General features: G+C 65.5%; 17 protein-coding genes. 5 read left to right on the top strand and 12 right to left on the bottom strand.

All coding sequences use genetic code 11. The annotated features are described in order from the left end of the window. Nucleotides 1–513 precede the first annotated feature (513 nt). Entirely contained in the window at nt 514–1,236 is a 723-nt protein-coding gene (locus tag QQL87_RS00005; protein ID WP_284416422.1) for a septal ring lytic transglycosylase RlpA family protein, read from the top strand. A 38-nt stretch (nt 1,237–1,274) separates the two neighbouring features. Here the strand turns inward: QQL87_RS00005 and QQL87_RS00010 are convergent, their stop codons facing one another. Both QQL87_RS00010 and QQL87_RS00015 read right to left on the bottom strand, forming a co-directional pair. Beyond that, nucleotides 1,275–1,901 carry a LysE family translocator gene (locus QQL87_RS00010; RefSeq protein WP_284416421.1) on the bottom strand — a complete coding sequence of 209 codons (627 nt, stop codon included), beginning with the start codon at nt 1,899–1,901 and terminating at the stop codon, nt 1,275–1,277. A 100-nt stretch (nt 1,902–2,001) separates the two neighbouring features. After that, on the bottom strand, nt 2,002–2,817 hold the full coding sequence (locus QQL87_RS00015; protein WP_284416420.1) for a hypothetical protein: 816 nt from the start codon (nt 2,815–2,817) through the stop codon (nt 2,002–2,004). Nucleotides 2,818–3,013: 196 nt separating this feature from the next. Between QQL87_RS00015 and QQL87_RS00020 the strand changes: the two genes are divergently transcribed. Next, nucleotides 3,014–3,424 (top strand): GNAT family N-acetyltransferase, encoded by a 411-nt coding sequence (locus QQL87_RS00020; protein ID WP_284416419.1) that lies wholly within the window; start codon nt 3,014–3,016, stop codon nt 3,422–3,424. Here the strand turns inward: QQL87_RS00020 and QQL87_RS00025 are convergent. The 5 genes from QQL87_RS00025 to QQL87_RS00045 form a co-directional block, all read right to left on the bottom strand. Further along, a complete protein-coding gene (locus tag QQL87_RS00025; RefSeq protein ID WP_284416418.1) occupies nt 3,421–4,077 on the bottom strand; it encodes a TadE/TadG family type IV pilus assembly protein in 657 nt (218 codons plus the stop codon). The two genes, QQL87_RS00020 and QQL87_RS00025, sit on opposite strands and share 4 nt — an antisense overlap. A 12-nt stretch (nt 4,078–4,089) precedes the next feature. Next, complete coding sequence (locus tag QQL87_RS00030) at nt 4,090–4,647, bottom strand: TadE/TadG family type IV pilus assembly protein (RefSeq protein ID WP_284416417.1); 558 nt, start codon at nt 4,645–4,647, stop codon at nt 4,090–4,092. A 7-nt stretch (nt 4,648–4,654) separates the two neighbouring features. Further along, nucleotides 4,655–6,064, bottom strand: a complete 1,410-nt coding sequence (locus QQL87_RS00035) for a pilus assembly protein TadG-related protein (RefSeq protein WP_284416416.1) — start codon at nt 6,062–6,064, stop codon at nt 4,655–4,657. A 360-nt stretch (nt 6,065–6,424) separates the two neighbouring features. Further along, nucleotides 6,425–6,985 (bottom strand): sterol desaturase family protein, encoded by a 561-nt coding sequence (locus QQL87_RS00040; RefSeq protein ID WP_284416415.1) that lies wholly within the window; start codon nt 6,983–6,985, stop codon nt 6,425–6,427. Nucleotides 6,986–7,503: 518 nt separating this feature from the next. Further along, nucleotides 7,504–8,007, bottom strand: a complete 504-nt coding sequence (locus QQL87_RS00045; RefSeq protein ID WP_284416414.1) for a hypothetical protein — start codon at nt 8,005–8,007, stop codon at nt 7,504–7,506. A gap of 182 nt (nt 8,008–8,189) precedes the next feature. Here QQL87_RS00045 and QQL87_RS00050 point away from each other — a divergent pair, with 182 nt between their 5' ends. Then, on the top strand, nt 8,190–8,438 hold the full coding sequence (locus QQL87_RS00050) for a hypothetical protein (protein WP_284416413.1): 249 nt from the start codon (nt 8,190–8,192) through the stop codon (nt 8,436–8,438). Nucleotides 8,439–9,287: 849 nt separating this feature from the next. Here the strand turns inward: QQL87_RS00050 and QQL87_RS00055 are convergent. Beyond that, on the bottom strand, nt 9,288–11,303 hold the full coding sequence (locus tag QQL87_RS00055; protein WP_284416412.1) for an aq_1923 C-terminal domain: 2,016 nt from the start codon (nt 11,301–11,303) through the stop codon (nt 9,288–9,290). Between the two features lie 253 nt (nt 11,304–11,556). Here QQL87_RS00055 and QQL87_RS00060 point away from each other — a divergent pair, with 253 nt between their 5' ends. Next, nucleotides 11,557–13,869 carry an NADP-dependent malic enzyme gene (locus QQL87_RS00060; RefSeq protein ID WP_284416411.1) on the top strand — a complete coding sequence of 771 codons (2,313 nt, stop codon included), beginning with the start codon at nt 11,557–11,559 and terminating at the stop codon, nt 13,867–13,869. A gap of 148 nt (nt 13,870–14,017) precedes the next feature. Then, the gene (locus QQL87_RS00065) at nt 14,018–14,473 is read left to right on the top strand and encodes a DoxX family protein (protein ID WP_284416410.1); all 456 of its coding nucleotides are present in this window, start codon (nt 14,018–14,020) and stop codon (nt 14,471–14,473) included. 9 nt (nt 14,474–14,482) lie between these two features. Here QQL87_RS00065 and QQL87_RS00070 read toward each other — a convergent pair whose 3' ends face one another. The 4 genes from QQL87_RS00070 to QQL87_RS00085 form a co-directional block, all read right to left on the bottom strand. Then, nucleotides 14,483–15,043, bottom strand: a complete 561-nt coding sequence (locus QQL87_RS00070; RefSeq protein WP_284416409.1) for a dihydrofolate reductase family protein — start codon at nt 15,041–15,043, stop codon at nt 14,483–14,485. 19 nt (nt 15,044–15,062) lie between these two features. Then, the gene (locus QQL87_RS00075) at nt 15,063–16,025 is read right to left on the bottom strand and encodes a polysaccharide deacetylase family protein (RefSeq protein ID WP_284416408.1); all 963 of its coding nucleotides are present in this window, start codon (nt 16,023–16,025) and stop codon (nt 15,063–15,065) included. A 162-nt stretch (nt 16,026–16,187) separates the two neighbouring features. Beyond that, entirely contained in the window at nt 16,188–16,760 is a 573-nt protein-coding gene (locus QQL87_RS00080) for a glutathione peroxidase (RefSeq protein ID WP_284416458.1), read from the bottom strand. A 156-nt stretch (nt 16,761–16,916) separates the two neighbouring features. Further along, entirely contained in the window at nt 16,917–18,665 is a 1,749-nt protein-coding gene (locus QQL87_RS00085; RefSeq protein WP_284416407.1) for a L,D-transpeptidase family protein, read from the bottom strand. Between the last annotated feature and the right edge of the window lie 193 nt (nt 18,666–18,858).

The raw sequence follows: 18,858 nt of genomic DNA on the forward strand, positions 1-18,858 counted from the left end.
CACTTTCATCGAGAATCGCCATCGAAAGATTCACAGCCTCGTAGGGTGGGCAAAGCGGCCGCCGCCAGGCGTCCGCGTGCCCACCGTCCATCCGCGCGCTCCGCTGCGCGACGGTGGGCACGGCGCCAAGGCGATCGCGCGTGATGAGAGAGCCGGGCAGCGCCTTTGCCCACCCTGCGAGACCTCGCGACTAACAAGTCGTTCAGCGCGTGCGTAGCCCGGATGAGCGCAGCGACATCCGGGGACTCATGAGCTGCGCGTGATATCCCGGATGTCGCTGCGCTCGTCTGGGTGACGTTCGCATCACGATGCGCCTGCCGTTATTCGCTCCGGTCTTCCCGACGCGCAGCGCCCAATGGCCGTGCCCGGCTAACGAACGCCCGCGTGACGTGGGCGAGCGGGATGTCATCCCTGGACCTCCTTGTCGTCGGTCCGCTGTGGCCACGGTTCGGTCGCCACCGCGCCGATTTTGCCTAGTCGACTTCTTCCGCTGGGGAACGGGGAGGAGGAGACATGGCGCCGATCCGCCGTGGACGGGTATCCGGCCTCGACGACGAGGCCGGCGTGGTGCGGTCGCATCCGCGCGTTCGTCGTGCGGCCAACAGTGCTGCGTTCGTTCGCTGGACGATCGTTGCTCTCTCGGCCGCGTCGCTCGCGGCCTGTGCGCGATCGCCTGATGTGACCGCCCGGCCTGATGCCGGCACGGCGGGCAATCAAGCCGCGCTCACCCAACAGGCTCCATCGCAGCCTGCCCCCCAAGCCAGCCCGCCGCCCCAGGCCACGGCCGCGCCCCCAGAAGCTCCCAAGCCGCGCCGGCCGCATTACGTGCCGCGCGGCGTCGCCAGCTTCTACACGGCGCCGCAGCCGACCGCGAATGGCGAGGTGTTCGACACCACCGCCATGACCGCCGCCCATCGCAGCCTGCCGTTCGGCACCCGCTTGCGGGTGACGCGGCTCGACAACGGACAGTCGGTCACGGTGCGCATCAATGACCGCGGCCCCTATATCGACGGCCGTATCGTCGATCTGTCCTATGCCGCGGCCGCCAAGCTTGGCATGGTCGAGACGGGCCTCGCCGACGTCCGCCTCAGCGTGGTGCATTGGCCGAAGCCGCGACCGCACAAGCCGCCGGCCCAGCAGGCCGCGCCCGCCGATGCCAAGCCGCTGCCGCGCCCGGCACCGACGCGTTTGTCCCTGCTGCGCATGCTTGGCGCAGGGACGCAGGTGAATCGTTGACCCCCTCGCGGGCCGTGGGCTTGGCCGAGTGACGTCGATCAGTTCGCACGCCGTGCCAACAGCAGCGCTCCGCCGAGCCCGCACATCACGGCGCCCGACGCCCGCCGCATCCGCGTCACGAGGCTCGGCCGGCGGACGATGCCATGCCGCGCCTTGGCGGCCCAGACCGTCACGATCAGGTCGACGCTGGTGTTGAGCGCGACCGAGATCAGGCCGAGCACGATGAACTGCGCGGCGACGTGGCCCGCGGGATCGACGAATTGCGGGATGAAAGCGAGGAAGAACGCCGCCGTCTTCGGATTGAGCGCCTCGACGATGATGCCCTCGCGGAATGCGCGCTGGCTACCGGTCGTCGTCACCTCCGCCGGTGCCGCGATCCGCGCCTCGCGAAAGGTCTTGATGCCGAGCCAGATCAGGTAGACTGCACCCGCGATCTTCAGCGCCGTGAAGGCGTGCGCGCTCGCCATCACCAGCGCCGATAGCCCGACCGCGCCGGCGACCACATGCACGAGCCCGCCGAGCCCGAGGCCGACGCTGGAGGCCAGCCCCTCGGCACGGCCGCCGGCCAGCGTCCGCGCCACGATGTAGAAGATGCCGGGGCCGGGCGTCAGCGCGACGACCAGCGCGGCCGAAAGAAACAGCAGGAACGTGTGGAGGTCGGGCATCGGACTCACGTCGGGGCTGAGGCTGGATGTCTCTCGGGCGTGCCGCATCTCCAGTCGACTGCGGGATCCTGGGGCAATGAACGTCGCAGACGGCTTGCGGTCAAGCCTGAGCATCGCGGTCAGCAAGCGCAGGTCTTGATCCCTGGCGCTTCAGCCGCATCAATCCGCTGATGGTCCAGGCCGTCAGCTTGGCGGCCCAATAAATGATGAGGCCCGCCAGGAGCAGGATGAAGGCGAACGCCAGCACCATCGCCACCTCCCATCCGGCATCGCTGGCAATGTCCTTGAGCGGAATGCCACGCTCGCGGATCACGTCTGCCATCGTGAGATAGGCGCGTATGTGGCCGTAGAGCTTGTACGCGAGCAGCATCGCGGCAAGGACGGCCCAGATCGTGAGCAGGCTGCGGGCAAGGCGTCCGGGATGGGTCGCGCGATAGAGGGCCATCAAGCTGCCGGCTTGCCTTGCAGCGGGCGAAAGTCCGATGACGACGAGGGACGTCCCGATCAGAATGGTCGGCCCGGCAAGCCCGGTGAGCACTGTCGCGATCAGTGTCAGCCACGGCGAGATCGGCTCGATCTTGCGTCCTGTATCGAGGTACGCTTCGCGGAGCAGCTTCTCATCCGTCATGTCCTTGAAGTACGGCTGAGCGGTGCGGTACTTGCTGAGGCCGATCCAGCACACACCACCGTCAGGAATGCTTCCCAGCTTCACAACGTTGGCGCAGGACGCAGGAACAAGGACGCCCGTGGACTCCGAGGCGGCGGCCCTGGCCTTGGCGAATTCGGTGTCGACCGCCGGGTAGCGCATCACGGCGTAGGTCGCCAGGATGATGATCGACAACAGGATGGCGATCCGAACGAGATAGGGCATGGCGCGCCCGGTCTTCAAACCGGCCTCGTCTTTGCGGATGTCCAAGGCTCAGTCTCCGCGGGGCTCGAACAGACCAGCAGATTGCCGCAGCTGATGCGGATCTTCAATTCCTGATTGAACATGTGTGGGAGGCAGCCGGTACTTGATTGCAGCTCTGCAATATCTGCTGCACCTTCGTCCCGGCCCACCGATGCTGATGATATTGGAACAGGATCCGGCTTCTGCCGAGGCAGAAGGCCTGATGTCAGAGTTGTCCGCTGCTCTCGCACGTATCACCGGCGACAGCGGTCGGTCGTCCTTTGATCCGAACGACGTGCGCGGGTCGAGGGCCTGCTTCCTGGTCGCGCGGGACGAGACAGGGCACGCTCTCGGCTGCGGCGCGCTGCGGCCGCTCGCGGCGGACATCGCCGAGGTGAAGCGGATGTATGCGCGCCCGGAGATGCGCGGTGTCGGCGCGGCGATCCTGGCGCATCTCGAAACGGCGGCTGCGGGCTACGGCTATCAGGCGATCCGGCTGGAGACACGTCTGGTCAATGTGCGCGCCGTCGCGTTCTACCAGCGCCACGGCTATCGCCGCATCCCGAACTACGGCAGGTATGCCGGCAGGCCTGAAGCCGTGTGCTTCGAGAAGCGGCTGTCTCGTCCTCGCTAGCAGCTCTTCTGCCGCAGATGCTGGATGCAGGTGCAGGTCGTCGACGATGTCAATTTGACGTCGTAGTACGGGCCGGTGCTCGACATCGCCGGGCTGTTCGTCGCGCAGCGCGGAAACAGATAGTAGCTGTCGGAAATCGTGACCGGACCGGTCACGCCGGACCCGAGACTGGGCTTGTAGCTGTAGGACACCTCGCCCAGGATGAGCGAGATGTTGGCGTTGATCGGGGTCGTGGTGGTGAAGGCCGAGAGCGTCATCTTCTGGCCGACGGTACGGCCCCCCGCCGCGTTGGTCGACTGGCTCCATTGCACCGTCGCGTTGCCGTCCTTGTCGGTCGAGACCTCGGAAACCGTGACGGTCATCAGCGCGTTGCCCTTGGCGTCCTTGACCGCGTAGGGGCCCATGATCGCAGTCGACGCCTGCAGGATGTCCAGCATCCGCGATGCAGAGATCTGCGTGTTCTGCGCCACCATGTCGGCGACGCTATGCGAGGCCTGGCTGACCTTGACGCCGATTGCGAGCCCGTTGCCGAGCTCGACCCCGCCGAGATACAGCGTCAGCATGAACGGCAGGACGATGGCGAACTCGGTCGCGGCGACGGCGTCGGTAGCGGTCCAGAAATGGCGCACGCGTGGTGACAGGCCGGTGAGCATGTCCTGATCCTTCTAAGAGGAGGGCTCGTTCTGAAAGGCGGCTGTGGCCATGATCTGCCGATTGCCGTTCGACAGATTCGAGAGGTTGAAGCCGAGCGGTCCGAGCATGACGGGCCACACGTAGATCACCCGGAGCACGACGATGTCGCCGGCGGTTCCGGGATTGTATTGCCAGACGTTGGTGACGGTGCCCTGGCTGTCGAAGGTCAGCGTGGGCATGCCCGTATTCGCGGACGACCACGCACTGGCGACCTGCATGTCGACCATCAGGCCGCCGCAGGTGAAGAAGATGCGGACCTGATCGCAGACCTTCTGCTTGAAGGCGTCCTGCGCCATGGTCTGTGCCTGCACCTGCCCGGTCATGACGAGGCGGGCCGATTGCTGCACGACCGATTCGAGCAGCTGCTGGGCGAAGAAGACGAGGAACGTCTGCAGCAGCGCGATGAGGAGCGCGATGAAGGGGGCGGCCACCAGCGCGAACTCGACCGCGGTGGCGCCGCTGCGGTCGCGGGTGAAGGCCTTGCAGACGTTGCGTCGTCCGGTCTCCGATGCTGCCCTGGATTCTGTCATGGGGGACCTACTGCACGAGGCTGGCCGTGCTCGATGCGACCTTGAGGAAAAGGTTGGTCAGAGCGGTGGAGATGTCGCCGCCGGTCTGGACGTTCGCGAACAGGCCGGACGAGGCGCAGGCCTGCAGGCGCTGCGCGATCGTGCCGGTCGAGGACGACGGATTGTTGAACTGGGCGATGCGGCTGTTGTACCAGCCGTCGGTCGTCAGCTGCAGGTATTCGGTGTAGAGGATCGCGATACGAATGTTCCGCTTCTTGATCGTGTCGCAGATCGCGGTGTTGAGCGGCTGCTGGCAGCGCACCTGCGAGCCGGCGGTCGGGAGCGGGTAGGTCGCGTTGGCATCGCAGGTGGCGGTCTTCGCGATCAGCTTGTCTTCGACGCCGTCGGTGACCAGAAAGATCACCTCCTGCGGCGTGTCGCTGCTCTGGTTGGTGCCTGTGCCCGGGTCCGGCATGATGGTGTTGAGCCCGCTCAGGGCGCCGGAGATGTCGGTGCCGAAATCGGTGTTGCAGATCGCGCTCGTCACGCAGTTCTGGTGGTCGACCGTGAGGAGCTGGATGTTCGAGATCTGCGTGCCTGCGCTGCTCGGTGTCGTCAGCGTCTGGATCGTATTGAGCTTGTAGTCGAAGGTGTAGATGCCGGCCTTGTACGTGGTGTTGTTGATCGCCGACATGCATTGCATGACGCCGCCGGTCACGCCCGGCTGCAGGCACGACCACGGGCCGACGAGCAGCTGCTTGACGGCGTTCGCCACGAGGTCGATCCGCAGGGTGATGCTGTTGCTGCGGGCGACGCTGAGATTGTCGACGGTCGACGAGCTCGCGCCGCTGTCGAGATTTGGATGCAGCTCGTGGCAGGCGAAGCCGCAGTTCTTCGATCCCGATGGCTGGTTTTTGGTTGCGGTGATCAGGTTGTCGATGTCGGTCTGGGTCGCCGCGATGGCCATCGAGGGCGAGTCGTCCAGCAGCAGGTAGAAGTTCATGTTGGGCGCACTCGACGCCTGCGCCGTGGCCGCGCCCTTGACCTGCCAGGACGGGCTGCCGAGAATCGACGGGAAATTGTTGATGGATTGGGCGACGTAGGACACCGAGATCTTGCGCTGAAGGCCGGTATCGGTGACCGTGATGGTCGGGCTCGGCACTGCGGTCAGACCCGGCAGCCCGGCCTTGGCTGCGAACACGGCGGCAGCCGTGTCCTTGACGACGTTGGTATCGGTCACGCTCAGCATCGCCGGCCTGACGGCGGCGATCGCGGCAGCATCCGCGGCGGCGTCGAGCTGGCCCTGCCTGCGCAACGCCACCGTGTAGTCGAGCGCCATCCCGAGCAGATAGATCGTCGGCACCATCATGATCGCAAAGGTGACCGCGACGTTGGCTTTGCGCTCTCGTGCGCAGCGAAGCACCAGGCCGTGCAGCATGACCTTACCCTTGCGTGTTCGGCAGCGTTCGTCGATGTCGCGTCCCCGGGATGACCTCAGACTGTCGATGCGAACAGGAGGCCTGCTTCTTCCGCCATTTGTTTCCCGTAGTTTCCACGATAGGGGGTATCGGGTTAAGCAAAGATTACTGTATCCGGATAATGCAGCCCTGGCGTGTGTCCGTTGATGCGGACCAGATGGCCTGGGAGCGCCTCAAGGCGAAGGAAGAGTGTCGTGGTTCGCTCGACCTTGTATCGAATTTGACGATGTGCGCTTTGCGCACGGGCCGAGGTGTCGAAACCGTCCTTGCGTCGTGCCGTCATGAGGCTTCCCGCCGTCCCGACATGCTGGCGATGGGCGTCAGGCGTTGCGTGTCGATCCCGGCGTCAGGGCCGTGCCAAAAACGATATCCCAGACACCCGTGACGACGCCGAAATTGCCGGGCGGGCCGCGGTGGTGTCGGACATGGCGGAGCCGGCAGCTGCGCAGCCAGGACTGCAGCGGGGACTGCCCGGCCAACGGCCAGTGATGCACGGCATCGTGGACCAAGAGATACAACACGTAGCCCACCAGCAGGCCGCTCGTCGTTCCGCTCGCCGTCTGAAGGTCGGCAAGGCCCGCGACGATCGTAAAAAATGACAAGAAGATGACAGCGCTCACCCAGATCGGCGCGCCGATGAGATCACTGGGGCGCGCGTGGTGCAGTCCGTGCAGCTGCCTGAGGATCGCGACCTCGTGATACAGGAACCGGTGCACCAAATATTCGGCGAGCGTCCACAGCGCGGCGCCGCCGAGCGCCGCCAGCAGCCAGCGCTGGTGCAAGCTGAAGCCGCCGCTCGCGAGATCGAACAGCAGAAGCGCGGCGACGACGATCGGGTAGAGGAAGAGCTCGGCGTAGTAACTGATCTTGCTGTGAGTCACGTCGTGTCCGTACGCAGATATCAAGGACGACGCGCGCCCACTGGGGAAGGCCAACCACGCGATCAGCCGACGCCCGAATCAGCATTCGTTGGAGAGGTCGTCACGGGTCTTGGGTAGCGCAGCTTTAAGTCACCTGCGTGAATGTATGAAGGTGGGCATTGAGCCGGACTTGCTTCGACGGTCTGGCGTCAGCCGCACGCGATCGCGGAACGACGCATATCCCGAGGGGCGTACGACGACCGGCCGCCGCCGCTCGAATGCGGGCGAGCATCGCCGACGTTCCGGCGGCAAGACCTCAACACAAGATCTCAACATCTGCAGATGCCGTGTCTTCCCGGGGGATATTCGAATGCACCAGCGCCGCTGCGAGGGCTACTCGCCGGCTCGTGCGATCTTGATACAATTTGCGAAGAAGTGTCAGCGCGCGCCCGAGCGAGGTTGAGGCAGCGAAATGGAAAAGGTCGGCGCTCTGGTGAAGACGTCCCGCAAGGACGAGGCGGCGCGGAGCAGCATCCGATTCAAATGGGCGGCGTTTTGAAGCCGGCGCTCTTGAGCTGCAGCGCCTCGGCTCCGAAGTAGAAAAACGAATCCGGATCTTTCGTCAGACATCTCCTGGTCTTCGACACCAGCCGCGCGGCCCATGTCAGAAAGCCCTCGTCCTTCCTCGCAACCCGTCCGTCTCGATCGAAGTAGCTGTTCACGACGTAGAATCGGCCGTCGCGGATGAACTGATCGCCCATGAAGCATCGGCTGAACTCAATCACGGGCGATCGGATCACGTCGATGCTCGAGAAGGTCCCGATGTCGTCGAAGGACATCGCGTCGAGGTCATCGGCTCGCGCTATATAGATTTTGAGCGCCTCCTTTCCCATCTGACGCACGGCAGGGGTCGGCAGAATATCAATTCGGCTGTCCTTGCGGCGTCGGGCGACGTAGATGAATTGGCCGGCCGGATCGAGCTTACTGAGCAGCTCTGCCTGGTCGTTCGGCGTCAGAAAGAAGTTGACTTGGCGGCTTCGCATGAGGCTGAGCGGAACTGTGAAGCGATCGGCTGTGGGGCACGCTGAAACAGAAGGCAGGGGGCGGGTTCGATCGCGAAGATGCCTGGTGAGTCTCGCGGGATCAGGGTCTATCGTCAAGCTTCATAGTCGTTCCGCGAGAGGCCACGCCCGGTCACCGCGATGACAGCGTTGAGGAAGACCAGGTGAGCACATCAAGCCTTCAGGCCGTTCCTGACAGGTACCTGCCGCCGGGGACAGCAGTCAGCTATGATGGTCATCAGGACGGCGGCCCCGAATATGGGGTGGTCGTTCATTGCTGGCTGGAGCCGGAGATCGGCGGCTACGACTGCTATGTCGCCTTCTTCGGGCACGAGCAGCCCATCGGAAAACCTGCTGGCAAACCCTATGTGCTGCGATACGCGGCGGCATCGCTCACGGCCATGCCGTCGTAGTCCGTCGCACATCTGCTCGACGGGCAAATCCGGCATGCCCCTCATGCACAGATTGCCCGTCGTGTTGGTTTGTCGCAATTTATCCGCTTGTGTCGTCGGGCAAATCACCCGCACATTTCCGGCCATCCCGCCTCGATGAAGAGGGACGGTTCGCGGTCGTCACGAGACGTGAGGTGGGGAGGCGGTGGCTGCACTCTGTCGCAGCGCGCGCAAGCGCGTGGACGAAGGGCAGGGTGCAGACGGTCAAGTCGTGTGGTCCTGACACCCCGACGCTGGTGTCAAGTTCGCGCCGATGCCTTGCGGCATCGCGCGGATGACGGGGGCAAACAAGCCCGGTCCCCGGGGAGAGCGCGAAGCAGCCGAAAAGCCCACCGCGCAGGGAATGCCGGATGACCGGCTGAACCTGTGGTACCTGCCGCCTGCATTCTTTGTTCGCAGGCGGGCCATGGGTTGCGGCCAGCGCCCGGCATTCCCTGCGCCCTCTTCGTAGGAGAGAGGGCGAACGACCGGAACATCTCGGGCGTTTCAGCCGCGAGGTCGTTGAGGCGCGTTCCTTTCTCTGTTGGAGAGATGCTCACCGTGAAAATCATGACGCAGCGCAAACGACTCCGCGCGCAGGTCGACAATTATGGAATCGAAGTTTGTATCGGGGTGTTGCGACCTGCTCGGTGCACCTCGCCCCGCTTGCGGGGAGAGGTCGGATTGCATCGAAGATGCAATCCGGGTGAGGGGGTACAGGTCTCACCACGAACACTTCCCGTGCGTCTGCCCCTCACCCCAACCCTCTCCCCGTAAGAACGGGGAGAGGGAGCGGACTTGCCCCGTGATGACCGACAGCGCCCGCCGACCTCACGGCGCTGTCTGGGCCTCGATCTTGAACTGCGCCAGCGCGCTCGGCGGGTCGATCGCGATCAGCTGGGCCAGCTGCATCGCCGGCACCTTGGCGCGTGGCGAGAGCTTCAGCGTGAACGTCTGGCGCGGCCGCTCGACGAAGCGGCCGAGCGCGTCGACGGCGGCGGCGACGTCGGCATTGCCGGCGGCGAGCTGCGCGCCGATCAGCTTGATGCTGTCGACCAGCGCCTTGCGCGCGGCGTCGCGGGGGATCGAATGACCGCGCGCGTAATTGGCGACGAGCACGTCGACAACGCCGAGATCGCGCAGGGTCAAGGCGAGACCGCTCGCCTCGATCTGCGCCGCGGCCGTCGTCGCCTGCTGCAGGTCGATCGTGAACACCTCCCGCGGCACCTGCGACAGCGACACGCTGGCGGAGGCCGCGACGAGATTGCTGACATCGAGCTTGAACGGCTCCAGCGCGAACGTGCCCGCGCTCTCGGTCCAGCCGAGGCCGAGATCGGCATCGACGGCGACGGTGTCGATTCCGGCGACCAGCAGCGGCAGCAGCGCCGGATTGGATGCGTCGAGCGGTCCGGCCATCTTTGCCATCAGGCGTGCCTTGGTCGGAATGGGACCGACGAACTGGCCCCAGTCGAGGCTGATATTGTCGATCTGCACCGGCTTTTCGCCGGCCTTGTAGGGCGCCGTGAGCGCCTTGAGCTCGATGCCGTCGAGCAGCTTGAACAGGATGACCGCCTCGGCGGGCGCCGGCTTGGCGCCTTGCGCCGCGAACTTGGCGCTGAAGCGCAGCAGGCTCGCGATGTCAAAACCCTTCAGCGCAAAGCGGCCGAGCTTGACCGGTCCGTTCGGCGAGGGGCCGTCGAAGCCTTCGACCGCAACCTCGCCCTTGCCGTCGCGCAGGTCGAAGCGGATCGCCGAAAGCTTCACGGGGCCCTGCGGCGCCTCGATCGACAGCCCACGCATCTCGGCGTTCTTGATCGCGAGGCCCTCATAGACGCCGGCCACCCGTTCCAGGAGCGCGATCGCCTGCTCGGGCGTGGGCTCGGCGGCGGCCGACGCGGGCAGGGCCGCGATCAGGGCCGGCAGTTGCAGCCGCGATGGCCGCACGCTGAACTCGTCGGCGAAGATGCCCTCCATGCGCATCCGCACGCCGGCATCCGAATTGACCTCGTAGGCCCCGGTCGTCACCCGGCCATAGACCCGGTAGGCGCGATCGTCCTTGGCGGCCTCGGGGTTGAGCACGGCGAGGATCGCGTTGGCGTCGATGTCGCGGTGGACGATGTCGGCGATGCGGCCCTGCATCTTCTCGACCTTGCCGGGCTGCCCGGCGCTGGCGGCGAACTTGTTGGCCGGCTGCTGCATGCTTATCGTGAACGCCGCTTCGGTGAGCTTGTAGCTCGCGATGCGGCCGTCCTTGATGCCGTCCATGGTGAAGCCGGAATAGGTGAATTCGGCGGGACCGGCGGCGGCAGGTCCTCCCTCCAGGGTGCCCGTGGCACGCGGCACAGTCAGCGAGGTCGCGCTGATCGCGGCGAACTGCTGGATCAGCGCGCGGTAGGTCTCGAGCAGGCTGCTGCCGGCCGGGATCGCGGCGAAGCGCGCCGGACCGGCATAGTCCTTCACCACGATCTGCGGCAGCTTGTAGCTCAGCCGCATCGCCGACGGGCCGGGCATCTGGCCCGCCATCGCGACGTCGCTGACCTCGATGCTGCCGGCCGCGACGTGCTCGCCGTCGGGCTGGCTCAAGCCGGTTGCCGTGATGGTGCCGAACGTGACACTCGCCGGCGGCTGCGCGGCCGACTCGATCTTGACATCGGCGATCGTCAACTTGCGCGACCACAGGTCGAAGCCGACCTTGCCGTGGCTCGCGGTGGCGCCATTCTGGCGAATCTGGGCGAAGCCGGCCTCGACCTCGCGCTCGGCGCGCGCCTGGGCGTACCAGGGGACGCCGACGAGGCCGGCGATGCCGAGGACGACGACGGCTGCGATTGCTATCAGGATACGTTTCATTCGATATACTCCGCCCAACACTCCGCCCAAGCCTTAGGCAGCAGGATGAGGATGGTCTCGATGAATGCGATGCAGTAGGGATGTGCTTCTGCGAAAAGGAAAATTGCTGGTCCGGGATGCCGACGGAAATGGTTTCGGATGTTGCATGAAAGCCGCCCAACGTGCATCACATGCGCTTCCACCGGCCGGAAAAACCGACGTCTGAACGAACCTCAAGAGACCAAAAATCCGGGTCGGAAACGCTGGAGCACGTATGTCGTCGTCCTATTCTGAAGATCTTCGTTCCGCAGCCCTGGCCTATCACCGCCTGCCGCGGCCCGGCAAGCTGGAGATCCAGGCTACCAAGCCGCTCGCCAACCAGCGCGACCTGGCGCTGGCGTATTCGCCGGGCGTCGCCGCTGCGTGCACCGAGATCGCCAACAACCCGGCCGAGGCCGCCACGCTGACCGCGCGCGCCAACCTGGTCGCCGTCGTTTCCAACGGTACCGCCGTGCTCGGCCTCGGCAATATCGGCCCGCTGGCCTCCAAGCCGGTGATGGAGGGCAAGGCGGTCCTGTTCAAGAAGTTCGCCGGCATCGACGTGTTCGACATCGAGATCAATGCCGAGACGATCGACCGCGTGGTCGAGACGGTGGCGGCGCTGGAGCCGACCTTCGGCGGCATCAATCTCGAGGACATCAAGGGTCCGGAGTGCTTCGAGATCGAGGCGCGGCTCAAGGAGCGCATGAAGATCCCGGTCTTCCATGACGACCAGCACGGCACCGCGATCATCGTCGCGGCCGCGATCAAGAACGCGCTGTCGCTTTCTGGCAAGCAGCTGGCCGAGGTCAAGATCGTGACGTCGGGCGCCGGCGCCGCCGCGATCGCCTGTCTCAACCTGCTGGTCACGATGGGCGCGCAGCGCAAGAACATCTGGGTCTGCGACATCGACGGCGTCGTCCACGAGGGCCGCAACACGCTGATGGATCCGTGGAAGGCGGTCTATGCGCAGAAGACCGACAAGCGGACCTTGGCCGAGGTGATCGGCGGCGCCGACATTTTCCTCGGGCTGTCCGCCGGCGGCGTGCTGAAGCCGGAGCTGCTCAAGCAGATGGCGGAGAAGCCGCTGATCATGGCGCTTGCCAATCCCAATCCGGAGATCATGCCGGAGGAGGCCCGCGAGGCGCGCCCCGACGCGATGATCTGCACCGGACGTTCGGACTTCCCGAATCAGGTCAACAACGTCCTGTGCTTCCCGTTCATCTTCCGCGGCGCGCTCGACGTCGGCGCCACCGCGATCAACGAGGCGATGAAGCAGGCCGCGGTCGATGCGATCGCGCAGCTCGCCCAGGACCCGCCGTCGGACGCGGTGTCACGCGGCTTCGACACCGGTGAGACGCAGGGCTTCGGTCCGGGCTCGCTGATCCCCTCGCCATTCGACCCTCGCCTGATCCTGCGCATCGCGCCGGCGGTGGCCAAGGCGGCGATGGAGTCCGGTGTCGCGACCCGGCCGATCACCAATTTCGACGAATACACCGCGCTGCTGGAGCGCTTCGCGTTCCGCTCCGGCCTCGTCATGAAGCCGGTGTTCGCCAAGGCCAAGGCGCAGCCGGTGCGCGTGATCTACGCCGAGGGCGAGGACGAGCGCGTGCTGCGGGCGACGCAGGTGGTGCTGGAGGAGAAGCTGGCGCGGCCGATCCTGGTCGGCCGCCCCTCGGTCGTCGAGGCGCGGATCAAGCGCTTCGGCCTGTCGATCAAGGCCGGCGTGGATTTTGACCTCGTCAATCCCGAGGACGATCCGCGCTACCGCTCCTATGTGCAGAGCTACATCGAGATCGCCGGCCGCCGCGGCGTGACGCCGGATGCGGCGCGCACGGTGGTGCGCACCAACGCCACCGTCATCGCGGCGCTCGCGGTCGTCCGTGGCGAGGCGGACGCGATGATCTGCGGCGTCGAGGGCCGCTACATGAGCCATCTGCGCCATGTCCGCGAGATCATCGGCTTCATGCCGGGGGTCAGGGACTATGCGGCGCTGGCGCTCACCATCACCAGCAAGGGCGCCTATTTCATCGGCGACACCCAGGTGCGCCCCGATCCGACCGCTGAGGAGCTTGCCGAGCTTGCCTCGCTGGCCGCCAATCACGTCACGCGCTTCAACATCAAGCCGAAGATCGCCTTCGTCTCGCACTCCGATTTCGGCGGCTACGACACCGACTCCTCGCGCAAGATGCGGCAGGCGACGGCGCTCCTGAAGCAGCATCGTCCCGACCTCGAAGCCGATGGCGAGATGCAGGGCGACACCGCGCTGTCGGCGACCGCGCGCAAGGCGATCCTGCCGCATTCAGATCTCGAGGGCTCGGCCAATGTGCTGATCATGCCGAACCTCGACGCGGCCAACGTCGCCTATCAGATGATCAAGGTGCTGGCGGATGCGGTTCCCGTCGGACCGATCCTGATCGGGCCGGCGCGGCCGGCGCATATCCTGACGCCGTCGGTGACGGCGCGCGGCATCCTCAACATGACGGCGGTGGCGGCAGTCGAGGCCCAGGAGCGGGCGGGGAGGGCGCAGCCGACGCTGTTTGCGTGATCGAATTGACGTGATGGAAGTGTGGCGGAATTCGTCCGGTTTCGGTCGCATTCCGCCCGTCTTTATTGTTGAAAAGCATTCGCGACGTCACATATCCGGCCCTGCGGGCCGGCGACACATTGTTTGAAGTTGATCCGTGAGGACGAGAATGCCGGGTTTCATTACGTTCGGACGCGTTCTGTTTGCCGTGATCTTCATCTACTCCGGCGCGACCAAGCTGTTCGGCATTCCGGTGACCGCCGATCTCATCGCCACCAAGATCACGATCCCCACGCTGCTCGCGCCCTATGCGGCGCAGCTCGAGGCGGCCACGAAGATGCAGATGCCGCAGATCCTCGCGATCGCCGCCGGCGCCTTCGAGGTGATCGCCGGGCTCATGATCGCGCTGAACATTCTCGGCCGGTTCTTCGCAGCGCTGATGATCCTCTTCGTCGGCGCGACGATCTTCTACTTCCACGATTTCTGGAACCAGGCGCCGCCCGACAACGTCAAGGCCCTGATCGACGCGCTGAAGAACCTGTCGATGATCGGCGCGCTGTTCATGATCTTCGGCTACGGCAAGGGACCGAAGGCGCCCGAGCAGAACGCCTATGGCGACCTCTAGCTGTCCGGCTCAGGAGGCGCGCTTCCAGGCCGTGACGCTGACGTCATGGGCGGGATCGAGCATCAGCTGATTGGCCGGCGCGAGGCCATGGGCGGTCAGCACCTGCTGCGGGGAGCGTTCGGGGCCGACGCCGGGGAAACACGGCGCGCCGCCGGGTAGTGACACGTGCGGGGCGAATGACAGGAAGAAGGTGTCGTAGCGGTCCATGAACATCTCGAACACGATCGGCCCGCCGATGATCGCCACCCTGCCGGCATTCACGCCGGCGGCGTCGCAGGCGGCCTCGAACGAGGCGCCCGCTGGGTTCCAAAGCGTGGAGAGCGGCTTCTCGGTGTCCGGCGCCAGCGCCGCCACCGCGCGGGTCACGACGAGCCGCCGGCGCTTCGGCGAGTTCGGCTGATCCTCATACGAATTGCGCCCGTGCACGATCAGATCGGCACTGTCGAGTGCATCGGAAAAGAACATGGCGTCGCCGGGGAATTTGAGCGCCGCCGGCATCACATTGTGGGAGTCGGCCAACATTCCGTCGGCCGACACGATGACATACCCTTCGAGACGAAGCTTGTTCACTGACGAAAGCAATCCTGATTCATTCGGACACTGTCGTCACAACGCTCGACACCGGTCTTTGGCTCACCGTCGGCAGCTTCGCCACCTTGGAAAGCTGCTCGTCATATTGCGGCAGCGACTGCACCGGCGCCTTGGCCCGCATCGCGACCACCTTGTAGCCGCCGGCCTTCAGGCGGCGCAGCAGCTCGGGCAGCGCCTCGGCGGTGTGCTTGTGGAAGTCGTGCATCAGGATGATGCCCTTGCCGAGCTTGTCGAGCTTCTTGAAGGTGACGTCGATCACCGCCTGCGCATTCTTGGCCTTGAAGTCGAACGAGTCGAGATCGCAGGAGAAGATGCCGATGTTGCGGGTGCCGAGATAGGTCACCATTTCCGGCGGGTGCTGCAATGCCGGGAAGCGGAAGAACGGGGCAGGCGAGTTGCCGCCGAGGGCCCATTTGACCGCGCTGATGCCGAGCTCGATCTCCTCCTTGCGCTGATCGTCGGTCAGCTTCTTGTTGGTCAGCGCCGCATGCGACCAGGTGTGCGTGCCGACGGTATGCCCGGCATTGTAGACCTGCTTGAGGATCTCCGGATAATAGGTCGCGTGCTTGCCGATTATGAAGAAAATACCGGTCGTGCACTGGTCGGACAGCGCCTTCAGCACGCCAGGGGTATTCTCCGGCCACGGACCGTCGTCGAAGGTCAGCACGACCTCGTGATCCTTGAGGAAATCGAGGTCCTTGAAGTGCTCGAAGCCGAAGCCCGGACCGCCGGTCGTGTCGATCTCGACGGTGCGGCCGACGCCCAGCGCCTCGGCATTCATGCACGGCGCGCGCGGCGGCTGGGTCTGTGCGGCAGGCTGTGCCGCAGCGGCAGCTGGTGCGGGGACCGCGGCCGGCGCCGGGGCGGCTGCCGTGCGTTGCGCCTGCGACCAGGCCGCACCAGACGCCAGCAGCGAGGCCGCCAAAGAACTTGCGAACACCAATCCAGCCGCAATCCGCATCGTGTTTCCTCGGGGGTTGTTGCTCGGGGAGCGTCGGGGATCCAGAGTCGCTCCGCCATCCGGTCGGGGATACTAGCCCACCAGCCGGATCGGCGCCAAAAGGAAACGAGGCAAAAACACGGGGAAGTTGCCGGCTTCCGCCGCATTCTTGCCAAGTGTTGCTCAGCTGTCCGCGAGGATCCGGGCGACTGCGGTCTTGACCCGGGTGTCGGTCGGCTCGACCGAGGAGGCGAACACGTCGGCGATATAGCCGTCGCGGCCGATCAGATATTTGTGGAAGTTCCAGCGCGGGGTGTCCTTGGGCCGCGCTTCCGCAGCCCAGCGGTAGAACGGGTGGGCGTTGGAACCGGTCACGACCGCCTTGGCGGTCATCGGAAAGGTCACGCCATATTCCTTGTTGGCGAGCTCCGCGATGTCGCCGGCGATTCCGGGTTCCTGGTTGAAGTCGTTGGACGGCACCGCGATGATCGACAGCCCGCGCTCGTGGAACTCGCTCCAGAGCTTCTGCAGTCCGGTATATTGTGGCGTGTAGCCGCACTGCGACGCCGTGTTCACGACCATCACCGGCTTGCCGGCCAGGTCGCCCAGCCGAATCGGTTCGCCGGACGGCACCGGAAAAGTGAAACGGTAGGCGGTGGTCTTGCTTACCGCATCGGCTTGAGCAGTGCGGGAAGCGAGCGTTGCGCCACACCACGACGCACCCATGCCGAGAAGAACCATCCTGCGATCGATCATCTGAATCTCCCTGTGCAGAGCCAGCCCCGTCAGCATGCGTATCCCCGCGCTCGCCGGGACCATCTCTTGAACGGCCGCGACGTTGCGTTGGATCAGACTGCATTCCAGCAAGGGGATACCCTTGCCCTGGGGCGGAAAAAGGGACGGCCTCGGTCGTCAGCGCAGCGAAACGATGAACTCCGTGCCTTCGCCCGTTTCGCCCTGGTTGATGCCCTGGTCGGAAATGATCAGCGAGCTTCCGGTCGAGAGCGCCTCGCCGAGCCAGGCCATCACGTCGGCGGGAATGGTGATGCGGTCGAGCGCCTCGGCCGGCGTGCTCAGCTGCACGATGGGCTTGGGATCGGGGCCGGCCTCAGCGGATTTCTTGCCGCGGCGGACTGCTTTGTCCGCGCCCTCGGCTGCAGCGACGCTGCGCGCCGAGGTTGGAAGCGAGATGACCGACCAGTGCATGGTCGCCGGATCGGCCTTGTCCGCCGCCGCGGTGAACACGTGGGTGCCGAGCGGCTTGTCGGCAGCCGCGATGGTGACCGGCATGCTAAACACCGGCGCGAAGTTTTGCCGAACGTAGAGCTTGGAGTCCTTGCGGCTGATGAAGATCGCGATCTGGCTGTTGCGCTTGAGCTCGGGTTTGGGAGCGGCCAGGCGGGACTGATCCTTGGCGGCGTCCTTGTCATCTACCGGCTTTGCCGGCGCATCTGCGGCCGTCGTGGCAGGGGCCGCAGGCTGGTCGGCGAGCTTGGCATCGCCGGGCTTGGTAGCGGCCAGGCCGGTTGCCTCGACATGGCCGGGAGCGCCCACAGGCTGTTCGGGAGACGCGGCCTGTGCCGTGTTGGCAGGTGGGCTCGCCGGCGTCGGCGCGACATCGCCAGTCGCGGACTTGCTCTCGTCCCGATCGCTCGCGATGGCCGCGGTCGGCGCGCTATTCGGTTTGGCCTCGGCGTTCGCCGTCTCGTTGGCAGCTGGCGTTTCGGAGACGCCGGGCTTGATATCCACAGCGCCCTGGGCTTCGGCCGGGTTCGTCGGCACAGGCACAGAGGCGGCGCTCGGCGGGGCGTCGGAGGCCACGGCCGGCAATCCGCCTGCATTGCTTGCATCGGCGGTGCGCAGCTGCCGGACGACCGGGCTCGCAGCCTCGCCGGAGCGGGCGCCTTCGCCATGGCCGATGGTGGCGCGCAGATCGATGGTCGCCACCGTGATGGCGGGGGTCAGCGCCGCGCCCTTGTCCGACTTGGATGCGGTAGGGGCACCGGCGTCGGGCTGGATCGACGCGCTCGGCTGCGGCGCCTTGAGCGCGGCGAGCATCGGATGCGAGAAGCTGGCCGGAGCCACTTCGCCGGGGGTCACCAGAACCCGCGATCCCATGCGCGTCCAGCCATAGAGCCGCGGCGCAAAGCTCGCGGGCATGCGGATGCAGCCGTGGGACGCCGGATAGCCCGGAAGCACGCCGGCATGGAGCGCCACGCCCGACCATGTGATGCGTTGCATGAACGGCATCGGCGCGCCACTGTAGATGTTGGAGCGGTGGAATTTCTGCTTCTGGATGACGCTGAACACGCCCATCGGCGTGGAGTGCCCCTTCATGCCGGTCGAGACCGGCGCTTCCGCAAACAGGCCGTTGGCGTCGTAGATCTTGAGCTGCTGCTTGCTGATCGACACCGCGATCGTGACTGGGCCTTGCGGCTTGGCGGCCTCCTTGTCGATCGTGGCCGGCTTCTGACTATGGCGCGCCTTGGGCTGGCGCGGCACCGCCGGGCGTGCGGTCGGAGTGATGGCGACCGGCGCGGAGTCGTTCCAATAGTCATAGGAGGCTGCGTCAGCCTGCGATGTCGCTGCTAGAACAAGCGGTACTGAAACGATTGCTACACAATAAAACCGCCCCCTGGCGGCTGCACGAACGCAGAGCATTCCGGCAAATCCTCAAGAACCATCTGGTCATTAGTGTCGCAGACGGAGTCTGCGTTCACCAGCTTGGGGCTTCTGCCCGGCGCGGTTTTCGTTCCAATCGTAGCAGAAAAGCCTCACATCGCGTTAAACGAGCAATGCAGAGAGGTAGGCAGGCAGTGCCTTCCTTGCAGGCGTTTGTGTTCCTACATGGGCG

Source organism: Bradyrhizobium sp. SSBR45G, assembly GCF_030159255.1.
Taxonomy (GTDB): domain Bacteria; phylum Pseudomonadota; class Alphaproteobacteria; order Rhizobiales; family Xanthobacteraceae; genus Bradyrhizobium.

Coding starts and splice junctions, on each gene's coding strand:
- QQL87_RS00005 (WP_284416422.1), top strand. CDS start 514: ATGGCGCCGATCCGCCGTGGACGGGTATCCGGCCTCGACGACGAGGCC.
- QQL87_RS00010 (WP_284416421.1), bottom strand. CDS start 1,901: ATGCCCGACCTCCACACGTTCCTGCTGTTTCTTTCGGCCGCGCTGGTC.
- QQL87_RS00020 (WP_284416419.1), top strand. CDS start 3,014: ATGTCAGAGTTGTCCGCTGCTCTCGCACGTATCACCGGCGACAGCGGT.
- QQL87_RS00025 (WP_284416418.1), bottom strand. CDS start 4,077: ATGCTCACCGGCCTGTCACCACGCGTGCGCCATTTCTGGACCGCTACC.
- QQL87_RS00030 (WP_284416417.1), bottom strand. CDS start 4,647: ATGACAGAATCCAGGGCAGCATCGGAGACCGGACGACGCAACGTCTGC.
- QQL87_RS00035 (WP_284416416.1), bottom strand. CDS start 6,064: ATGCTGCACGGCCTGGTGCTTCGCTGCGCACGAGAGCGCAAAGCCAAC.
- QQL87_RS00045 (WP_284416414.1), bottom strand. CDS start 8,007: ATGCGAAGCCGCCAAGTCAACTTCTTTCTGACGCCGAACGACCAGGCA.
- QQL87_RS00055 (WP_284416412.1), bottom strand. CDS start 11,303: ATGAAACGTATCCTGATAGCAATCGCAGCCGTCGTCGTCCTCGGCATC.
- QQL87_RS00060 (WP_284416411.1), top strand. CDS start 11,557: ATGTCGTCGTCCTATTCTGAAGATCTTCGTTCCGCAGCCCTGGCCTAT.
- QQL87_RS00065 (WP_284416410.1), top strand. CDS start 14,018: ATGCCGGGTTTCATTACGTTCGGACGCGTTCTGTTTGCCGTGATCTTC.
- QQL87_RS00075 (WP_284416408.1), bottom strand. CDS start 16,025: ATGCGGATTGCGGCTGGATTGGTGTTCGCAAGTTCTTTGGCGGCCTCG.
- QQL87_RS00080 (WP_284416458.1), bottom strand. CDS start 16,760: ATGATCGATCGCAGGATGGTTCTTCTCGGCATGGGTGCGTCGTGGTGT.
- QQL87_RS00085 (WP_284416407.1), bottom strand. CDS start 18,665: ATGCTCTGCGTTCGTGCAGCCGCCAGGGGGCGGTTTTATTGTGTAGCA.